General features: G+C 67.9%; 19 protein-coding genes and 3 pseudogenes. 19 read left to right on the top strand and 3 right to left on the bottom strand.

Translation table 11 applies throughout. The features are described 5' to 3' along the window. From AB0I18_RS47345 to AB0I18_RS47310, 8 genes and pseudogenes are all read left to right on the top strand, one after another. A partial coding sequence (locus AB0I18_RS47345; RefSeq protein WP_363112044.1) for a hypothetical protein occupies positions 1 to 225 on the top strand: 225 nt, incomplete at its 5' end. 214 nt (positions 226 to 439) lie between these two features. After that, positions 440 to 1,078 carry a dihydrofolate reductase family protein gene (locus AB0I18_RS47340; RefSeq protein WP_363112043.1) on the top strand — a complete coding sequence of 213 codons (639 nt, stop codon included), beginning with the start codon at positions 440 to 442 and terminating at the stop codon, positions 1,076 to 1,078. 542 nt (positions 1,079 to 1,620) lie between these two features. After that, the gene (locus AB0I18_RS47335) at positions 1,621 to 2,028 is read left to right on the top strand and encodes a type II toxin-antitoxin system PemK/MazF family toxin (protein WP_363112042.1); all 408 of its coding nucleotides are present in this window, start codon (positions 1,621 to 1,623) and stop codon (positions 2,026 to 2,028) included. A gap of 77 nt (positions 2,029 to 2,105) precedes the next feature. Further along, complete coding sequence (locus AB0I18_RS47330) at positions 2,106 to 2,384, top strand: helix-turn-helix transcriptional regulator (protein WP_363112041.1); 279 nt, start codon at positions 2,106 to 2,108, stop codon at positions 2,382 to 2,384. 272 nt (positions 2,385 to 2,656) lie between these two features. Further along, positions 2,657 to 2,896: pseudogene (locus tag AB0I18_RS47325) on the top strand (DUF6083 domain-containing protein); the annotation flags it as partial. A gap of 194 nt (positions 2,897 to 3,090) precedes the next feature. Beyond that, positions 3,091 to 3,405: a hypothetical protein gene (locus AB0I18_RS47320; RefSeq protein ID WP_363112040.1), complete on the top strand. Its 315-nt coding sequence runs from the start codon at positions 3,091 to 3,093 to the stop codon at positions 3,403 to 3,405. After that, positions 3,402 to 3,884, top strand: a complete 483-nt coding sequence (locus AB0I18_RS47315) for a hypothetical protein (RefSeq protein WP_363112039.1) — start codon at positions 3,402 to 3,404, stop codon at positions 3,882 to 3,884. The genes AB0I18_RS47320 and AB0I18_RS47315 overlap by 4 nt, the downstream gene beginning before the upstream one ends. Further along, positions 3,881 to 5,346: pseudogene (locus tag AB0I18_RS47310) on the top strand (UvrD-helicase domain-containing protein). Before AB0I18_RS47315 ends, AB0I18_RS47310 begins: the two are co-directional and overlap by 4 nt. Positions 5,347 to 6,342: 996 nt before the next feature. Here the strand turns inward: AB0I18_RS47310 and AB0I18_RS47305 are convergent. Next, complete coding sequence (locus AB0I18_RS47305; RefSeq protein ID WP_363112038.1) at positions 6,343 to 7,101, bottom strand: transposase family protein; 759 nt, start codon at positions 7,099 to 7,101, stop codon at positions 6,343 to 6,345. A gap of 186 nt (positions 7,102 to 7,287) precedes the next feature. Between AB0I18_RS47305 and AB0I18_RS47300 the strand changes: the two genes are divergently transcribed. The 9 genes and pseudogenes from AB0I18_RS47300 to AB0I18_RS47260 all read left to right on the top strand — a co-directional run bounded on the left by AB0I18_RS47300 (position 7,288) and on the right by AB0I18_RS47260 (position 12,640). Further along, complete coding sequence (locus AB0I18_RS47300; protein ID WP_363112037.1) at positions 7,288 to 7,431, top strand: hypothetical protein; 144 nt, start codon at positions 7,288 to 7,290, stop codon at positions 7,429 to 7,431. A 151-nt stretch (positions 7,432 to 7,582) separates the two neighbouring features. Beyond that, positions 7,583 to 7,786 carry a hypothetical protein gene (locus AB0I18_RS47295; RefSeq protein WP_363112036.1) on the top strand — a complete coding sequence of 68 codons (204 nt, stop codon included), beginning with the start codon at positions 7,583 to 7,585 and terminating at the stop codon, positions 7,784 to 7,786. 2 nt (positions 7,787 to 7,788) lie between these two features. After that, positions 7,789 to 8,970, top strand: coding sequence for a hypothetical protein (locus AB0I18_RS47290; protein ID WP_363112035.1), 1,182 nt, complete (start codon positions 7,789 to 7,791; stop codon positions 8,968 to 8,970). Positions 8,971 to 9,208: 238 nt separating this feature from the next. Next, positions 9,209 to 9,541, top strand: a complete 333-nt coding sequence (locus tag AB0I18_RS47285) for a transposase (RefSeq protein WP_363112034.1) — start codon at positions 9,209 to 9,211, stop codon at positions 9,539 to 9,541. Next, positions 9,538 to 9,663 carry a hypothetical protein gene (locus AB0I18_RS47280; protein ID WP_363112033.1) on the top strand — a complete coding sequence of 42 codons (126 nt, stop codon included), beginning with the start codon at positions 9,538 to 9,540 and terminating at the stop codon, positions 9,661 to 9,663. The genes AB0I18_RS47285 and AB0I18_RS47280 overlap by 4 nt, the downstream gene beginning before the upstream one ends. Positions 9,664 to 9,933: 270 nt before the next feature. Then, positions 9,934 to 10,179, top strand: a pseudogene (locus AB0I18_RS47275) (transposase family protein); the annotation flags it as partial. Positions 10,180 to 10,212: 33 nt separating this feature from the next. Beyond that, positions 10,213 to 11,229: a DnaB-like helicase C-terminal domain-containing protein gene (locus AB0I18_RS47270; RefSeq protein ID WP_363112045.1), complete on the top strand. Its 1,017-nt coding sequence runs from the start codon at positions 10,213 to 10,215 to the stop codon at positions 11,227 to 11,229. 11 nt (positions 11,230 to 11,240) lie between these two features. Next, a complete protein-coding gene (locus AB0I18_RS47265) occupies positions 11,241 to 12,068 on the top strand; it encodes a hypothetical protein (protein ID WP_363112032.1) in 828 nt (275 codons plus the stop codon). After that, positions 12,068 to 12,640: a hypothetical protein gene (locus tag AB0I18_RS47260; protein ID WP_363112031.1), complete on the top strand. Its 573-nt coding sequence runs from the start codon at positions 12,068 to 12,070 to the stop codon at positions 12,638 to 12,640. The genes AB0I18_RS47265 and AB0I18_RS47260 overlap by 1 nt, the downstream gene beginning before the upstream one ends. Before the next feature lie 280 nt (positions 12,641 to 12,920). Here the strand turns inward: AB0I18_RS47260 and AB0I18_RS47255 are convergent, their stop codons facing one another. Beyond that, positions 12,921 to 16,529: a tetratricopeptide repeat protein gene (locus AB0I18_RS47255; protein WP_363112030.1), complete on the bottom strand. Its 3,609-nt coding sequence runs from the start codon at positions 16,527 to 16,529 to the stop codon at positions 12,921 to 12,923. Positions 16,530 to 17,180: 651 nt separating this feature from the next. Here AB0I18_RS47255 and AB0I18_RS47250 point away from each other — a divergent pair. Together AB0I18_RS47250 and AB0I18_RS47245 are read left to right on the top strand one after the other, a co-directional pair. Further along, entirely contained in the window at positions 17,181 to 17,540 is a 360-nt protein-coding gene (locus AB0I18_RS47250) for a hypothetical protein (RefSeq protein WP_363112029.1), read from the top strand. Continuing rightward, positions 17,537 to 18,691 (top strand): caspase family protein, encoded by a 1,155-nt coding sequence (locus tag AB0I18_RS47245; RefSeq protein ID WP_363112028.1) that lies wholly within the window; start codon positions 17,537 to 17,539, stop codon positions 18,689 to 18,691. The genes AB0I18_RS47250 and AB0I18_RS47245 overlap by 4 nt, the downstream gene beginning before the upstream one ends. On the opposite strand, the gene AB0I18_RS47240 is transcribed toward AB0I18_RS47245, so the two are convergent. Further along, positions 18,685 to 18,924, bottom strand: a complete 240-nt coding sequence (locus AB0I18_RS47240) for a hypothetical protein (RefSeq protein WP_363112027.1) — start codon at positions 18,922 to 18,924, stop codon at positions 18,685 to 18,687. The two genes, AB0I18_RS47245 and AB0I18_RS47240, sit on opposite strands and share 7 nt — an antisense overlap. Positions 18,925 to 19,150: the final 226 nt, after the last annotated feature.

Genomic DNA, 19,150 nt, shown 5'->3' with positions numbered 1-19,150 from the left:
GCCGACCAGGTCGGCCTCGACCAGTACGTCACGCAGCGGGCGATGGGGGCGAGAGCGCTGGGAGGAGATCCTTCTCTGCGACGGCGACTCGGTCAGGTGCAGCAGCAGATCGGCGTCCTGGACGGCGGCGATGGGGTCGTCGATGAGTTGCGTTCGGGGTTCGTCTTGCGGGCGCCGTCGAGGGCCTGGGGGTCGGTGACGGTGACCTTGGCGCCGAGTTCGTAGGCATTGCCAAAACGGACTGGCGGAGAAGCTCCATCACGCTTGTGGGTGACCACAGCTGGCGGGTTCACCCCGCCGGCGCCGCGCACTCGGTGCCGGGGCACGGTGCTGGGCATCGGTATGGCCCGCCGAAAGAATGTGCGCGGGGATGTCGATCCAGGCAGGCTCTGTACGACGCAGGGGTGAGAGAACGGCATCAACACGAGAGGTGAAGGCCATGCCCAAGGTCCGCGTACACAATGTGACGATCTCCCTCGACGGCTTCGCGGCCGGCGCGAATCAGCGACTGGACGCGCCGTTCGGCGACGGTGTTGGCTGGGGTGACGAGCTGCACAGCTGGTTCGTCTCCGCGATGGAGGACTCCGCCGCGGGGAAGACCGGAATCGATGTCGACTACTTCGCCCGCGCCGACCAGAACGTCGGCGCCACGATCATGGGGCGGAACATGTTCGGGCCGCAGCGCGGGCCGTGGGAGGACGAGTCCTGGAAGGGCTGGTGGGGCGACAACCCGCCCTACCACCACGACGTTTTCGTGCACACCCACCATCTGCGCCCGGCGCTGGAGATGGCCGGCGGAACGACCTTCCACTTCACCGACGAGCCGCTGGAGACGGTGCTCCAGGGCGCGTTCGACGCCGCGGGCGGCAAGGATGTCCGGATCGGCGGCGGCGCGGCGGTCATCCAGCAGTATCTGCGCGCCGGGCTGATCGACGAGCTCCACCTAGTGATCGCGCCGATGCTCATCGGGCGCGGGGAGCGGCTGCTCGACAATCTGGGTGACGGGATCGACGGCTACCGGGTGTCCGAGCTGGTCGGCTCGCCGACCGTCACGCACACGGTGCTGGTCCGCCGCTGACACGCGGTGTCAGGGTTCGCCAGCGGTGACCCCTACATCACCCACTGCCTTGCCGTCGCCGCCATCCGAGGTCCGCATGCCTCCGCCGGTGGTGTGCGCGGCGCTGCTGCACGACGTGGAGGACACGTCCTGCCCGCCGCAGCGGATTGCCGATCAATTCGGCCAAGAGGCCGCCGACTTGATCACGGCGGTCCGCTCCGCCGAAGTCTCCGCCTGCCCGCAGGCCGGCCCGGGCACGGCACCCGCCTGTGATGCCGCGGTGCGCGGTATCGCGGTGGCGGAGGCAATGGAGCGAACCACGATGCTGCCGACCTGCTCGCGGGTCCGTGGGACGCGTCTTACCCTCGCGGCATCACGATCCCGTGGTTACGCCAAGGACTCGGTGTCCTCGTGGAGGCCGTCGCGAACGTCCTGTGACAGCGAAAGCGGACCGATCGCCAAGGAAGTTGGACCGACGTCGAGCACAGGATCCGCCGTCGGCTGAGCGGTCCACGCGCCGAGGGCGGCCAGGCGAGATTGGCAGGTGGCTCTACGGTGGAAGCATGAAGCTCGCTGACGTCACAGCCTTGGTGGTGCGCCGTCGGGGCGGTCTCAGCCTCGAAGTATCAGGAGGACATATGCGACGTGGCGAAGTCTGGTGGGCAGATTTCAACGAGCAGCAGGCAGTCGTACTGCTGTCGGGAGAAGAGGCGTCCGGTTTCTTGGCGATGCAGGTCGTCGCTCCCGCGGGCACCGGTCTCAGCGGTGTGGCCGTTGAGGTGGCAGTAGGTGCCCCCGAAGGACTGCCTCTCGAAGGCGTCCTGAGAGTCGCACTTCCACGTCCCGACCTCATCCCTTGCACTTGGCTGGTCACCCTGGCCAGGGAAGACCTGATCGGGCAGGCGGGCGTCCTGCCGTCCGCGAAGCTCAGCGAGATCGAGGATGCCCTTCGTCTCGGTGGACTCAAGTAGGCAGAGAGGGACGGACGCCGCCGATGGCGCGACCGGTCTCGTCGAGATGGTCAAGCACCACAGGTCAGAGCATCAGCATGCCTCATCTTCCACGAGACCGGACACCGCCCGACCCCGACCTCACCGCCCTGCGCGTGACGCTCGCGCGGCTGAGGAACGAGCGCGGCTGGACCTTCGACGAACTCGCCCGCCGCAGCGCCCTGGCCCGGCGCACCCTCATCGACCTCGAACACGGCCGCACCACCGGCAGCGTCACCACCTGGCACGCCCTCGCCCACGCCTTCGACGTGCCCATCGAGCACCTGCTCGGCCCCCTCTGTGACGACCACACTCCACCCGGCAGCCCAGGCCCCTGACCGTGCCGCGCCCGGTCGCGCACCACTTTACGAATCACCCGAACCGGCGAACACGCACCGAACATCCGGACGCTCGCTGACGCAGGCGTTCGGTACCGCTGGGCCAGCCGGGGGGCGCCGCCCTGCCTATCCCCGTCGCCGCGGGGTGTCGCCTGGCACGGTCCCCGCTATGCACCCCAACACCCTCTCCACCGGCTGCCCCCGGGATAGCAGCCTCTGCACCGCCCGCCCCCGCCGCCCCCTGCGGGTGACCGCCGCCAGCCCCAGCCGCCCTGCTGCGCACCGGGCAGAGCGGCCGCTGCCGCCGGTGCGGCCATCGCATCGACTTCTACCCGCGCGCCGACCAGCGGCCCATCGCCCTGCACCCCGCCGAACTGGCCACCGCCCACGTACCCGCCTCCTGCCGCTGGCACCTGAGCTGCGGTATCGCCCACCCGCACGGCGACGGCAGCGCCTGGTGCCGCATTCCGCACACCGTGCTCTGCCCGAGCCGCACCCCGACTACCCGCCTGACCACCCACGTCGAGGAGATGCGCCGCCAACTCGGCGTCCGCTCCCGGCGCCTGATCGACTCAGGTGCCTTCGCCCCGTCCACGCCACCCGCGCCCGAGCGTGAGCCGGCGACGCCCAGCGACTGGCCCGCCCGTCCCGTCGTGCAGCTGCTGCTGGGCCGCTATCTCGCCGACCGGCCGGTCGAGGACATCCGGTGTGTGGCTCAGACCCGGCGCCGCCGCCGCTGCCCGTCCTCGCCCCCGACGCCCCCAAAGGGGTCTGGGCACTCCTGCCTGCCAGCCCGCAGCGCGGCCAACTCACTCTGCCCGCCGGGCTGATGGCCCTCTACGACCTCAGCCGCCTGCCGTACGGGGAGCAGCTGCGCTGGCGCACCCAGCGCTGCCCCGCTCATGCCGCCGCCCCGAACGCCGCCGACCTTGCCCTGGCCGGATGGCAGGTCTTCGACCCTCTCCTGCACGCAGCGCACATCCGCACGCGCCTCCCGCACGACCCCGGAGGCGAGGCATGACGATGGCGCACCACGCCCTGGAAATCACCCTGACCCGATCCCTCACCGCGGCCGAACTCCATCACGCCGGCCGCACGATGCCGCTCGCCGCCAACTTCGACGCCACCCGGCTCATGACCGTCGTACGCGCCAAAACCCCGGGAAAGGCCCTCACTCGACTGCGCCGCCAGATTGGCACACGGCTGCCCATCGACGTGATCACCACGCATTACCCCGACCGAAGCGGCAAGATCCTCCTCAACGTCGCCTTCCCGCCCGCCGCACGCACCGCCCTCGCGGCAGCGGCCGACCGCGCAGCACAGACACCCCAACGCTTCGTGGAACTGGCCCTTCACCGGGCCCTGGCCCAGCACGCCAGCGACGAGGCCGACCGCCTCGACCGGGCCCTGCAGCAACTGCTCGCCCACACCACGCCCGCCCATCTCATCGCGGCCGTCGGGCACGCCCTGACCCGCACTTCCGGAGCTGCGCCGTGCTGAATCCGACCGATGAACAGGCCGCCGCGGCCGATGCCTTCCGCACCGGCGAACACTTGGCCCTGCAGGCCGGTGCGGGCACCGGCAAGACCACCACCCTGACCCTGCTCGCCCACACCACCACCCGCCGCGGCCGCTACCTCGCCTACAACCGCGCCATCGCCCAGGACGCCCGCACCCGCTTCCCCAAAAACGTCCGGTGCAAGACCGCCCACGCCCTCGCCTACGCCGCCGTCGGCCACCGCTACACCCGCCGCCTGAACGCACCCCGCCGCCCCGCCTGGCAGACCGGACAAGCCCTCGGCCTCACCAAAGCCCTCCGCATCGGCGACCGCGAGGTAACGCAAAAAGCCCTCGCCAACGCCACCCTGCGCACCGTCACCCGCTTCTGCCACACCGCCGACGAGACCATCACCAACCACCACGTGCCCCACCTGCGCGGCCGGGAAGACCCCGACCTCCACGCCCAACTCGCCGCCCACCTTGTACCGTTCGCCCGCAAAGCCTGGACCGACCTGCAACACCCCGACGACGGCGCCGCCCGCTTCGACCACGACCACTACCTCAAGATCTGGGCCCTCACCCAGCCCCGCATCGACGCCGACTTCCTGTTGCTGGACGAAGCCCAGGACACCAACCCCGTCGTCGAGCAGATCTTCCTCAACCAGCGTGGCCACGCCCAGCTGGTCATGGTCGGCGACTCCGCCCAGGCCATCTACCACTGGCGCGGCGCCAAAGACATCATGACTGGGTTCGACGGCACCCAGCTCGCCCTGTCCCAGTCCTTCCGTTTCGGCCCCGCCCTCGCAGTGGAAGCCAACCGCTGGCTGACCCTCGCCGACGCCCCGATCCGCCTCACCGGCACCCCCGCCGTGCCCACCGAACTCGGCCCCGTCACCCACCCCGACGCCGTCCTGTGCCGCACCAACGTCGGAGCCATGGCTCACGTCATGACCCTCATGACCGCCGGACACCGAGTCGCCCTGGCCGGGGGAGGAGACAGCCTGCACGCCCTGGCCCTCGCAGCCCGAGACCTGAAAGAAGGCCGCCGCACCCACCACCCCGAACTCATCCTCTTCCCCTCCTGGGGCGACCTGCAGGACTACGCATCCCACGACCCGGCCGGTCGCGACCTGCACCCCTGGTCAACCTCGTCGACACCCACGGCACCGACGCCATCCTCGCCGCCGTTGCCCAACTCACCCCCGAACCGCACGCCCAAGTCACTGTCTCCACCGCCCACAAGGCCAAGGGCCGCGAATGGCCCCGCGTGCTCATCGCAGACGACTTCGCCCGCAAGGACAACATCACTGACGATCAGACAGACGCCACGAAATCACCTGACCCCATCGATGACGCCGAAGCCCGCCTGGCCTACGTGGCCGTCACCCGCACCCGACAACGCCTCGACCTGGGCGGCCTGTCCTGGATCCACGACCACCCTGACGGCACCCCGCCCGGCTAGAACAAGCTCCCTCACGGGGCGCGTACGCATCAAAGGACGGAGAGCCGACAGGAGTGGTGCCACCGGCTCGCCTGCGCAGGCAACGGGAGGACAAGGTGTGTGGCTGGCGCGCGAGCAGCAAGGAAGAGAAGCCGGACGGCCAGCGCGCCAAAGGCGTCGCGGACCGGCAAGGTGATCGTGTCACCGGGCCTTGCAGGACAACGGCGGGTGCCAGCCCGGCGGGTGCGACGTGGCCTGTGGCGTGACGGGCTCTCACCGGTGGAGCGCGTGCCGTCTCAAGGGAGTGGCGCGCTGTTCACTACGGAGGGTTCCAGCAGCCAGACAAGCCAAAGCCGACAGACCGGGGGAGTGGCAGCCGAGAGGCGACCGACGGCCTTGGCAGTGTCGCGGCGAGGACCAACCGATCATGGACAGCACCAAGATCGGCGCATCGGGACACCGTACCCGCCTTGCGGGTCATGGGTGGTACACGGGCCGTCGATGGCGGACGAGCGAATGGGGAAACGTGAACAGCAATACACGCACCGCAGTACCAGAGAGGCTGGTTGCCGGTGGCGCACCGGGCCGTCTTGCTACACGTGCCGCTTCTTGCGGGTGCGGTGTGCGGCCGTGCTTCTGACGTGTGTCCGATTTGAGAGTTTCCGGTTGATCGCGGCCTGTGACGTCCAGCTCGGCCCGCTGTCGGTCCTTACTGGGTCGAACGCGGCCGGGAAGTCGAACTTCCTGGACGCGCTGAAGAACCCCAAGGCAGCTCTCGCCTGCAACCACCAGGCCGTCCGGAGCATTCACCCGCTCCGTCGGTATGCGGCTCGCCATCGCAGGGATGGTTCATCTGCAGGCCCGCGACCTCTCCTGGGGCGGCACACTTGGCCACCCTCCGAGAGTTCAACACGGCCCTTCCCCCCCGGCGACGCGAGCCGGCCTACTCGAGCTCGCTCAGCGGCCCCGCGAGCAACTCGGCATCGCCGCTCAGGCGACAATGAGCTCTTTCCAACCTCAGGCTGACGCGTGGTGGTGAGGGACGAGGACGGCCTTCACCACGTCGGTGATGCGGATGGTGCTGCAGCGGAGCTTCCGCAGGAGCCGCCAGCCCTTGAGGGTGGCCATGGCCTGCTCGCCGAGGCAGCGGATCTTGGCGTGGGTGGTGTTGTGGCGGCGCTTCCATCGCTTGAGGCGGCGGCCCCGAAACGGGACTCGGACGGTTCCGCCGGCACCTTGATACGCCTTGTCAGCCCAGCATTTGAGTCCCGCTTCAGCGAGGGCTTCGATGATCCCGTGCTGTCGCGCGGCGGTGAGGTCGTGAACGGAGCCGGGCAGCGCGGGCGAGGCCCAGAGCAGTCGTCCGAACGGGTCGGTGAGGACCTGGACGTTCATGCCGTGGCGCTTGTGTTTCCCGGAGTAGTACGGGGTGTCGGCGGCGATCCGGTCGATCGGCAGCAGGGTGCCGTCGAGGATGACGAACGCCTTCGCCCGGATTGCATTCATCGCCTCGGCCAGGGACGGGGCGAGGGTGGCCAGGATGTCGACGGCCTCGCGTATGTAGCGGAAGGCGGTCGCGATCCCGATGCCGAAACCGGCCGCGAGCTGTGCGTAGGTGTCACCGCACCGCAGGTGGGCCAGGGCCAGCAGAGCCTGTCGCGCTGCGGGAAGCCGCCGCCACCGCGTGCCGATCTCCCTCCGCCTGGCTGTCAGTTGTCCGGTCAGGAACCGCAGGGTGCGGGTGGACAGATCGATCGACGACGGGTAGACAAGCACACGAAGCTCCTGGCGGACACGGGTGATCTTGGTCGAGAACCCATCTACCAGGAGCTTCGTCGTTGCGCCGGACCGTCCAACTCGTGGTCAACGCCGTCAGCTTGGAATAGGCTCATTGACGGTTTCCGCTCCTCTACTTATTTTCGGCTATGGCCGTAATGCCTGGGGCTCCTTGGAGGGGTGTGCATGGTGAGGGCACGTTCACGCAGAGAGTTCCTGGTGCTGTCGCTGGCGACGGGGGCGGGGGCGGGGGCGGGCTGGGCCAGCACCGCGGGTCCGGCGCTGGCCGCGGCCCCGAACGGCGAACTGACTTCGCTGGGCGTCCGATGAGCTCTGCCATGTGCGTCGGCGGCGCGGTGGGCGCGGATGCCGTCGGCAAGCCGCTGGTCTACACGGTCGCCCAGCGCGACAACTGGAGAGCTCCGCGGCCGCGCCCGGCGCCCCAGAAGTTCGCGGCCAGCACCCCGTCGACGCGGGGTCGGTGGTGCTGCAGCGCGACGACGGTGAACTGGCCGTGTCGGTGGCGGATCCGACGCGCCATGGCACCCGGGTCAGGCTCGAGGTCGCGGTGGCCGCCGACAAGGGCATCACGGTCGGCTCGCTCAATCCGCTGACCTTCACGGTCGATGTGACCGGGACGGCCGGAGAGACGAAGACGCTGCGCATCACCCTACAAGGAAGGTGATCATGGGTATTCGGGAGAGACGTACCAGAATCACCCGCGGCATTCTGGCCGGGCTCGGCGCGGCCGTGCTGCTGGTTGCCGGCACGGTCACGACGGTGAAGGCCGCCCCGGCCGCTGCGGAGGCGGCCGCCTTCACGGTTTACATGGCGCCCGCGGGCGCCGGCGGTTCGGACGCCAACGACGGGCTAAGCTCCGGCAAGGCGGTGGCCACGCTGCCGCGGGTGCAGCAGGTGCTGCAGCAGCAGAAGCCGACCACCGACGTCGAGGTGCGCATCAAGCAGGGCACCTACATTGCGCCGCCGTTCCACGAGTGGCGCTTCTACGTGCCCGGGCACAAGGTGTCGTTCATGCCGATCGACTACGTGCCGGGGCAGGGGGTCCCGGCGGGCGGGCTGCCGGTCTTCAAGAACGCCACATGCGGCACGGCGTACTGTGCCGGCTTCTGGCTGCAGCCGCGGCTGCCCAGGGACACCGGCGACCCGCTGTACGGCGGCGGCGACAGCAATCTCGACTTCCGCTATCTGCGGGTGGAGTACTACTCGGCGGGCGGCGTCTCGGTCTACGGCGACTCCGAGCGTGACGTCACCGACGAGAACTACAACCCGCCACTCCAGGTGCGCGGCAGTAAGGGCCTGAACCACAACACGTTCTTTGGGATGCAGTTCCGCAACCTGGGCAGCAAGTGGAGCGGCGGCTCCACCTTCGGCTACGGCGGCATCGTCCTCACGAACTCGTCCAACAACCGGGTGGAGAACAGTCACTTCATCAACATCGAGAACGCCGCCCCGTATCAGGGAAACATCCACGGCCTGTACATCACGCACTTCAGCTCGGACAACCAGGTGGTGCGGAACAAGTTCTCCTACGTCAGCGGCTATGTGGTGAAGTCACGGAACATGAGCAACTACAACTCGATTGAGTACAACGACATCACGCGCGCGGGGCGGGCGTCGTACTATCGCGGCGAGTTCTGCGACACGCAGTGCGCGATCGACAACAAGATCTCCCGGCAGTGCGCCTCGTACCACGACCGCTTCTTCAACAACACTATCCACAGCGGCTACTCCGGCGGCCAGATCTCGACCTGGTCCCTCAGCCCGGAAGGCCTCACCAACGCGGGCGGCACACCGTGCGCGATCCCGGCGGGCGAACAACGGGTGCTGACGGGCGGAAACTCGTCCTAGCCCCGATCTCTCGTGTCCGGTCGCCCGCTTCAGCCGGCGTAGGCGGCCGGATGCCAGGGCGGGCCTCACGGGCCGCCTGGACAAGGCCCCGCACGAGCGGCCCCGCGCCCCGACTGCCAGATCATGCTCCAGATCAACCGTCCTGGCTATCGAAGCAGGCAGATCACGTATCCGCCGCTGGCCGGTTCACGTTCGAGCCACTCCAACTCCCAGTGAGCCGCCCTGAAGTTCTCGGACAGTGGCCCCCATAGGATCGAAGTCCGGAACGGCGGAGAGAGCACGTGACACAAAGCGTAGGAAGTTCAGTCCCGAGTTCAGGGACGAGGCGGTCAAGATGGTGGTCGTGGAGTCTCGGCCGATCGCCGAAGTTGCGAGAGAAGTTCAGGTGAACGAAGGAACGCTGGGCACCTGGGTCAGCCGCTGCCGGCAGGACCACGCCGGCGAGGAACCACCCCTGAACATCAGTGAGCGCGCTCGTCTGCGCGAGCTGGGACGCGAGAACCGGGAACTGCGGATGAAGATCGAATTCTTGGGAAAAGCGGCGGCCTTCTTCGCCCAGGAATACCGGTGACGGAGAAGTACGAGTTCATCGACGGCGAGTCCGACACCTATCCCGTGCAGCGCATGTCCTGCTTCGCCGTAGCGCGCACAGTAGGTACGGAACAGGAGCCGCTCAGGCTCCGAGTCCAGTGACGCGGCGAGCCTCGCATACAGAGCGTGCGCGGTGCGGCGGTCGTTCTGGGCTGTCTGTTGCAGGGCGGCCCACCAACCGACCATCTCAGCCCAGGTGAGGCCGTATGGCGACAAGCGGCCGTTGAACACCAGGCAGTTATCGGCGTTCGAGGCATTGAGCTGTTTCCAACCTGACGGCGATGTCCGTCACTTGGGCGGCTCTGCAGCGCGATGAAGCTCTGGTAGGAGGTGTCACGACCAAGATCCACCGTGCCCCACCAGGAGCTTCGCGTGCTTGTCTACCCGTCGTCAATTGATCTGTCCAGCCGCACGCTGTGCTACCTAAGCGCTCAACTGCATGCCCGGCGGCGGGAGGTCGGAACGCGCTGGCGGCGTCTGCCCACGGGCCGACAGGCCCTGCTCGCCTTGGCCCACCTGCGATGCGGCGATACCTATGCCCAGCTCGCCGCCGGGTTCCGCATCGGCATCGCGACCGTCTATCGCTACATACGCGAGGTCATCGACGTTCTGGCCGCAACAGGCGGTTTGCAGTCTGGCCGGCTGACGTTGGTGGCGGCCGCCCCGAACGTGGGGGGAAGTCTGCTGGGCTTGGCTGCCGCGCGGCAGACCGCACTCATCGACAACCGCCGGGTCCTGTACGCGGCGTCAGGGCCGAACCAGGCCGACATCATGCGCCGGATCATCTCCGCGGAGACCGGCGGCGACTACCCCCGCCTGAAGCAGGGCCGCCTCACCGCACACGAGCAGCAGGTGGCCCAGGAACTGGTCCAGGCGCCGCTGCTGATCGACGACGGCAGCGACCTGACCGCCGAGTCGATCGCGGAAACGGCCCCGTACATCCAGGACCTGGCCCTGGTGGTCGTGGACCGGCTCCAGACCGCCCACAACGCCCGCCTTCCGCTGTCCGGTGACCGCCTCCCGGACGCCTCCCAGCTCTTGGCCTCCCTCGCGCGCACCCTGCACGTGCCGGTGCTCGCCATCGTGGACAGCGACGATCCCGCACTCCTGGGTCTCCTGGACGCCGACGTCACGCTGACGCTCGCACCGACCGAGGTCCCCGCCAAGGTCCAGGTGACGGTCGCAGAGCGGGACTTCGGCACGATCGGCTCGGCGTACCTGCAGCACGACCTGCTCCACGCCCGGTTCCTCGACGCCGAAGCCGCCCCCGCCGTCCGTACGGCCGGTAAAGAACCCGTGCGGAGTCTCGGTAGTGCCGTGGAGCGGGAGTTGGCCGAAGCCGTGCTTCCCTACACGTCCGGCGCCCGGCAGGGGCTGCCTGCCTCGGTCACGCATGTACTGGCCGCGCTGCGCACCGCGCTGGCCAACAACGACCAGGAAGCTCTTGCCGAAGTCGGGCCGTCCCTGGCTGAGACGGCTGCGGCGCCGCAGCAGCTGCCGGACGACGCCGAGGGACACCGTCTCGCGGCCGCGCTGGACGCCTACAACACCCCCGGGTCCGCCAGCGCCACCGGGCAGCCCGCCGCTGGCCAGCCCACCTCGGACAGCCGGCACGTCCCGGACGACGAAGACGACGCAGAAGCTGAAAGAGCGGTCCGTGGCCGCTGATCAGTGAGCACATGGACGGCGAGCCCCGCTGGGTCCACCCCGACGTCACCAGCACGCGGGTGCCCTACAACCGGGCGAACGGCAAGCGGGTCCGGCGTGATCAGCTCGACGTACCGGACGCCTTCGGTGAGGGGGTGCTGTGTCTGATCGACCGCAACGGCAGCTACCCGTCCGCGTGTTCGGCCGTGCCCTTGGCTCCGAACAAGCTGCTGCACACCGGGCCCCTTGCCGTGTTCGACAAGGCCGGCGCCGGTATCTACCTCATCGACATCCCGCAGTGGCCGCGCACGGACATGCCGCACCCGCTGGGGCGGATCATCGACCGGCCCGATGAGCAGGGCCGTGTGTGGGTGACCACCCCGCACATCAAGCAGTTGGAGAAGCTCGTGCGCGAGGGGCACCTCGCCGCGATGCCGGTCATCCACGACTCGTGGACCGGGAAGGCCAACGAGAGCTTGTTCAAGCCCTTCTACGAGGCCACCCGGAAGGCGCGGACCGAGCTCGTCGAGGCCGGCGGCGAGCCGTACAAGGCGTACAAGACGCGGCTGTCCATCGCGCTGCGTCTGCTGTGGCCCAAGCGGAAGGAGCAGCGCTCCCCGTTCTGGCGGCCGGACTGGCGCATGAGCATGGTCGCCGAGGCCTCCGTCCGGCACTGGGCGGTCGCTTTCCGGGCCGTCCAGGCCGGGCACACGCTCATCGCGCTGCGCAACGTCGACGCGGCCGTCTTCTGGACGCCGCCCGGCACGCCGCCTGCCACGTACCGGATCGGGACCGGCTTCGGCGAGGTCAAGGCCAAGTTCATCGAGCCCGGGCAGATGATCCCCGAGGGTGACGACTGATGGCTGGGCCCACCGGCCGCGGAAGGTCCCTGGGCGCCGCCCTGGGCGACCTCCTGCGCGTCCAGGTCACGCCCCGCCACCGGCTGTCGTCGTACCAGGCCAAGCACTGGCACGCCCAGCTCTCCCAGCTCACCGGTACCCACCGCGGCTACGAGGCACTGGAAGAGGCTGACCTCGACGTGACCGTCAAGACGCTGATCAACTGGCTTTCCGACCCTGAGTACAACGTCCGCCGCAGCTACCGCGACCTCATCCACACCGCCTACGAGAACGTCGCCATCGTCCCCGCCGAGCCGATCCCCGACCACGTCAAGGACGGCCAGTACGAGATCAGCGGCTACGTCAAAACCGGCAGCGACCGGCGCGAGCGCGGAGCACGCGACGCCGCGCCTCTGCGGATCGACGGCAGCCGGGGCGACTGGGACGCGATCGAGGAACTCTGGATGGCCGGCGAGCTCACCGACGACGAGTTCGAGGACCACTTCATCGAAGACGTCATCGAGCAGGACATCGGCGCAGGCACCGACGGATGGGACTTCGACGGCAGCAGTTACTCCGTTGAACTCAGGTAACACACCGGAAGGGAACCCGCGTATGAGCACCAGTCCCGATCGGCCCGCGTTACCGCTGATCATCGTGCACGGTGCGACGTTTTTACTTCGATGTTCAGCCCGGCTCTCACCTGTATGTCAGATGTCCTCACTGGTCACGGCCATGATTCGTGGACACCAAGCGAGAAGCAGCGGTGGCGCCTTCTGAGAACTCCCATCGCATCGGCGTGAGACATCACATACGGAGTGGCCAGGGCACGGTGAGGCTGCTACCGACCTGAAGCGCGTGTGTTCTTTGAAGTCATCCGCTGTGCGAAGGTGCCGGGCCGCCCCACGGGCCTGCCGCCGTCGAGTCCTCAGCGAGGATCTCCCGCCACACCGACAGGAGCCGCTCCAGCCCGGAGACCGGACCAGGACGGGCGAGCAGGTCGTAGAGCGGTCGGAGGAACCGGTCGTCCGGTTCGCGAGAGCCCGCCGCCGTGTTCAGAGCCCATGCCGCTCTCATCCCCTGCCCACGACCAGCGAGCGCCAGGGCGCGGATCTCCGCCACGGCGAAGGAGGACGGGCGGGGATGACCAGGTGGCCAGGGCTGCTCCAGGGAGGCCAGGACGGTGTCGGGTGTGTGGAGTGAGCCATCGCCCGGGGGGTCCATCCGATCGGCGAGCCAGCGCAACAGTTCGGCATCTGCCGTCGGGCCAGCCTGCTCCAGATGTTCTCGTGCCTCGTCCACTCGGCCGGTGAACAGCATCAACTCGCCAAGCCGCCGATGGGCCATCACGTCACTGGAGCGAACCTGGAGGGCGTCGCGGTAGGCGGCTTCGGCATCGTCGAACTCGCCGATCTGGCAGAGCGCATTTCCGAGGGCATGGTCGAGGCCTGGGGTGAGGGTGTCGAGGTCGCTTGCTCTGAGGTAGGCGCCTACGGCCGCTTCGAATTGGTGCTGCTTCATCAGGACGTGCCCGAGATCCCGGTGAGCGAGGGCATTACTGGGGTCGAGTCTGACGACCCCCCAATAGGCGGCTACGGCCTCGTCGAACCGGTTCAGACGACGCATCAGGTCGCCGAAGGCGCGGCAGGGGGAGGGGGCTTGGGAGTCGAGTCGGATGGATTGGCGGAAGGCTGCCTCGGCCTCGTCGTACTGGCCCAATTCCTCGAAGGCGTTCCCCAGGACGTAGTGGGCTCTTGCGTCACTGGGATCGAGAGCGATGGCCTCACGGACCACACGCTCAGCGTCTTCGGGGCGATCGATCCGGAGCATCAGTTCGGCGAGGTCGGTGAGCCGGCCGGGTTCGTCGCCGGGATCGCCCGTGAGGCGCCGGGGGATAGCTTCGGCGAGCCAAGCGCGGATGCGTGGTTCGGTATCGACTGGGAACCGGAGCGCCAGGATCGCCTGCCGGGCGGAGGCGTTGTCGGGGTTCAGGAGGTCATGGACCAAGAACTCCGGCCTGATCCGCTTGTTCCATCGGAGCGGAGCGGCCATGAGGATATTTCTGAGGCCCTGGGCCAGGGGGATATGGCTGGGTGATTCGTCCGGGGATATCGTCCGGTTGGGCCGCAGGGCGCCGCGGATCTGGTCGATGTCGGCCGGGCAGTCGGGATGGCGGGTCTGGATGTCGGAGAGTAAGGCGACGAGCAGGTGCCATGGCTGGATGGCGGCCGATCCGGTCGCCCTGGCTTCGTCTTGAGCCGCGAAGAGCGCGTTGATGGAGTTCGCATCGCATTGAGGCAGCACTCCGGGAGGTTTGATGAACCTGCTCACCTGTGCAGCGTCGGCGCGGCGGCTCTCGTCCCGCGCCTGCCTCTGATGCCCGCCCAGGAGCAGGCGCTGGGCGGCTGAGCTGCCTTCCCCCGCATAGAGCATGTTGACGCGGTGGGTGAGTTGCATGGTGGCATTTTCATTGCGGGGCAAGGGTAGTTCGGTGTCCCAGGCTAGCAGCGGGTCGACCTGGTGTGAGTACCAGTCCTGTAACTGCCGGTGACGGAACTGGTATACCCCTCCTGACCGGCGGAAGATCCCGGCCTTATATCCGTCGATGAGGAAGGTCTCGATGGCCGCGGGCCAATTGCGTCTGGTGCGGCGCGTTCCGAGGATCTGGTCGATCTCCGGATTAGGGAACGTCCAGTTCGCTGAGAGGGGCAGGGACCCGGCCGACTGGAGGGCCCGCTCAACGTCTGTGGTCAGGAAATCGCCGTACCAGGCCCCGAAGACATACTTCCTGAAAGTCGCCAGGGCGCCTGAGGAGCCGAGGGCGGCGGCGGGGATCAACCCGGCGATCAGAGCGATCCGGACCGCGGGAGCGGCCCCTGCAATGGGCCACGCCACCAGATAGGCGAAGGGCCAGTAGAGGACGGGAACCAGCAGACACCAGATGACGAATCCGATGGAGGCAATCGTGGCTCCCTCGAGGTTCTCGAAGATCACGGCCCGGAGTGCCAGGGAGGGCCTGCGAAGCAGTCGGCGAGTCGTCTTGCGCGCTCTGGGCACACCGGGGCTCAGGGCGAGGGAGACTCCCACACCCAGCAGGATCGCGACGGCGGGGCCAGCGAGGTGCAGGCGTGCCAGAGTTGCCAGTCCTGACCGAGTGCTGGGGATGATCGTGGTGCCGCTGACGGCATCCAGGCCCCAGGCCAGGAGCATCAGCACGCCGATCCCGAAGATGCCGGCCAGCCAGAGGAAGGCGAACGCCAAGGTGCGGTGGAGAAGCTCGGAACCGGCGGCTTGATCCGCCGCGTAGTGCGCGATGATGTCTTGCCGCGGGCCGCCCCTGTCGACCTGGAGATCGAGGTCCTCGGCGATGAACCGGCACCAGGTGTCGGCCTTCTCCCTGGTCTCGATGGCATGGATCCGCGCTCGTGCCGGGGCGAAGGTCTTGATCAACAGGTCGCCCACCCGGCGGGAGTAGGCGTCGTGGTTTTCGCCCTCGCGGGGCACGAGGTCGCGGGTCTCCATGGTGTCGAGGAAGTAGGTGACGGCCAGGGTCAGGCGCCACGGGGTGCCGAGGGCGTGGAGCACGGCCGGAACACCGGCGTTCACCGCGTCCAGGACGGGTTGCCAGGCCTGGATTACCTCTGTTTCGCGCGTGGTCTCTTGAATGAAGCCAACTATCTCCTCCGCTACGAGCGGCAGAATAGTGATCTCGTGACTTGTTTCGATGTGCTGGCCGATGTCGGAGAAGACATTGTTCCGGCAGGTGACCACGAAGCGGTGGTAACTCCTGACCCCGAAGTGGGCGTTGATGGCTCCCACGGCCTTGGCGAGGACCTCCTTCTCGACGGAGATTTCATCGAGGCCGTCGAGGATCGGCATGACCTCGAAGTCGTTTATGAGGGCCTTTGCTCGGTCGGGCGGCACCCCGTACCGGGTGGTGAGCTGCGCGGCGAGCCATTCGCCGACGTCACGGTCGGGGTCCCAGGTGGCGAGGTCGAATCGGACCGGCACCGCGTCATCGGGCTGGTATTTGTCCAAGAGCGCCATGGTCAGCTTGACCGCGAGGACAGTCTTGCCCGCCCCCGCGGGACCGAGGATGACTAGCTGGCCCTCGGCTTCGTTCTCGAAGAAGTCGCAGATGTCGGTGCGGGCGGGGCCATCGACATCACGGAATCGCACGTCGTGCTCAACGGTGTAGACGGGTCTGGCCGCGAGAGACCGGACTTGGCTGAGGCCGAGCCGATGGCCTTCGACCTTCCCTTCCTGGCGGCGAACGGCTTTGGCCAGCTCCATCTTCGAGTCTGCGGACGCAGCGCGGGCAAGTAGGACGGTCACGGTGATGCCGATAAAGCCCGCGCTGCAGGCCAGGATGTTGGACCAGCTGACGATGGCTTCGAAGTTCTTGGCGGACTGATCGTCCGGGTGCCCACGGAAGGTGGCGAAATAGATCCAGATGGGAGCCGTGATGAAGAAGACGGTCATCGACCACAGCAGAACCCGCTTGCTCCAGGAGGCCAGCACGCTCCTGGGAAGGCCTGTCGATCGCATGCTCACCCACCGAAACGTCGAAGCATGACACCGGGGAAGGATCGGGTGATTTCCGACTGTAGCCAATTATGTGCGCGTCTGAGGCGTGTATCTGTAACCACGTGGGTGTGATCCCCTGCGTTGTGTCGGTTACGTGTGACGCTTGGCCCATGCTTGGGCAGGGCTGGGAATCGCAGTGGGCTCGGCTGGGGAGCCGCCTGGAGGATGTGCGAACCGTGTATCAAGGTGCTCCCGGGGGCACCGACGATGCGCTCGACAGGGTGCTGTCGTGACGGAGACTGGCTGACGCTCGGAGGGGGGTTTGTTGGTGTGCTGGGTGGTCGCTGGTCTGGTGTGTTGTTGGTTCGCTGAGAGGTTGGGTGGAGTGGCTCGGGGAGGGTGTTCAGGGGATTGAGCTGGAGTTGTTGGTGGTGTGTTGAGGAGAGTTGGGTTTGTTGTAGGTATCGGTAGGGTCAAAGGGTTCGGCGGGTGTTTGTGCTGCTCAGGAGTATTTTGTCTGGTGCGGGGGTGGTGTTGTGCTGTAGCGGGTTTCCTGATCGGTTGTGCATTGTCGGTGGGTGCGCGTACGGATCAGGGGAGGCCGGGGTGCGGTTAGAGCTGCAGGTTGGGCTGGGTGCGGGGGAGTTGCGTTCGCTGCAGGGCTGGTTGCGTGCGGATCCTGTGGTGCGCCGGTCTGTTGTGGTGGGGGTGCGGGGTGGTGTGCCGGGGCCGGGGGAGATGGGCACGGTCCTGGATGTGCTTGAGCTGGTGACGGGCAACGGGTGGAGCGCGGCGTCGTTCGTGCTGGCGGTTGCGGCGTGGCGGCAGAGCCGGCCGCAGCGGCCGCGGGTGGAGATCCGACGCGGGGAGACGGTCATCGTCCTTGCGGAGGGTTCTGAGGAGGAGATCGCGCGGGCGGTGCGGGCGCTTGAGGCGGCTGGCGGCGGTGAGGGCGGGGATCGGTGAGTGTGCTGCCCGATCCGGGGGCCTCACGGGCCGTGCTGGTGGGCACGAGCCGCTTTGAACATCTGGAGCCGTTGCCGGCCGTGGCGAACAATCTGCGGGCTCTCGCCGATCTTTTGTGCAGCCCGCTGTCGCTGCAACTGCCCGCCCAGCACGTAACTGTTGTGGAGGATCCGGCTGCCGCTCACACGGTGGTGGGCGCGGTGCGGCAAGCGGCCGCTGAGGCCACTGACACGCTGGTGGTCTACTTCGCAGGGCACGGACTGGTCGATGCCCAGGATCAGCTCGTCCTGGCTCTGCCGCATACCGAGTTCGGCCGTATCGAGACCGGCCTGCCCTATGACTGGGTGCGCCAGGTGCTGCTGCTGGACTCCCGGGCCGAGCGGCATGTGGTGATTCTGGACTGCTGCTACAGCGGTCTGGCTCTGGGGAGGATGAGCGCGGGGACGGGGCTTGCCGACCAGGCGGCGGTGGAGGGCAGTTTCCTGCTGGCGGCCGCCGCCGAGACCCGTACTGCCTTGGCGCCGGTGGGGGAGACCTACACGGCCTTCACCGGGGCTCTGCTGGAGGCCCTGCGCCAGGGCATACCCGGCGGTCCCGCGCTGGTTGACCTCGGGGCGCTGTACCGGCATCTGCGCCTGACGATGGCGGCGCGTGGGCATCCTGTTCCGCAGGCGCGGGACCGCAACAGCGGTGCCCAGGTCGCGCTCGGGCATAACCGTGCGAAGCTGCCTGCCGCGCCCGTTGCCGCTGCGGCCGGTGCGGATGCGGGGGAGCGTCCCTGGCCGGATCCGCGCGCGATCCGTACCGTGACCGGGTTCTTCACTGCCCTTGCGCAGGTGCGGGTGGTCAGTGGACTGACTCACCGGGCGGTCAGTGAGCGTTCGGCCGGACGCATGGCGGCGGGCACCGTCGGTCGTCTGCTCAACCGCAGCACTCTTCCGACGACTTGGGGTACCACGGCCGTCTACCTTTCAGCGTGCGGTGTTCCCGATGAACAGATCACGCAGTGGCAGAGGGCCTGGCAGCAGCTGCGCGCGCAGAACCTGTCGGCGGAGACGGTGGGTCCCGCAGTCACCCGTGATGGCGGGCCTGAGAAGGCCAAAGCGTGGCAGCGCCCTTTGTCGGCCTTCCGCCGGAGGCGGGATCACTGACCGGGTACCGCAGAGGCCGAGACACTGGACGGCGGAGGGGGAGGCGTCTTGTCCGAGCTGTCGGAGCCGTCTGAGAACAGGGTGTTCCATGCGGCGATGAGCAGCACAGCGGCGCCCAGGATGAGCCCCAGGGAGGGCTTCTTCCACCGGCTGGACGTCGAGGATGGCTTCACGTAGTGCGCTGCCCGGTAATAGCCCTTGCGGGTCTGCGCCTTCGTCTTTGCCTTCGCCACAGCTACACGCCCCCCGTCCAGTGCGACTGCCTGCCAGGCAGAGTTTCGCAGCGATTGGGCCGTGTCGCTTCCTGAACAGCTCAGTACGGCTGATTTCGCACTGTTGCGGGAATGGAGCGACATCTGAGTAGGGGAGTGTAAATCTAACGGCGGATCCGACGATCATGGGAGAGACGTCAAGTGACTGACACCGCCGTGGAGTTGGAGACCGTGGAACCTGTCGAGA

The organism is Streptomyces sp. NPDC050704 (assembly GCF_040654355.1).
Taxonomy (GTDB): domain Bacteria; phylum Actinomycetota; class Actinomycetes; order Streptomycetales; family Streptomycetaceae; genus Streptomyces.
This window is presented reverse-complemented; position numbering and strand designations above follow the sequence as displayed.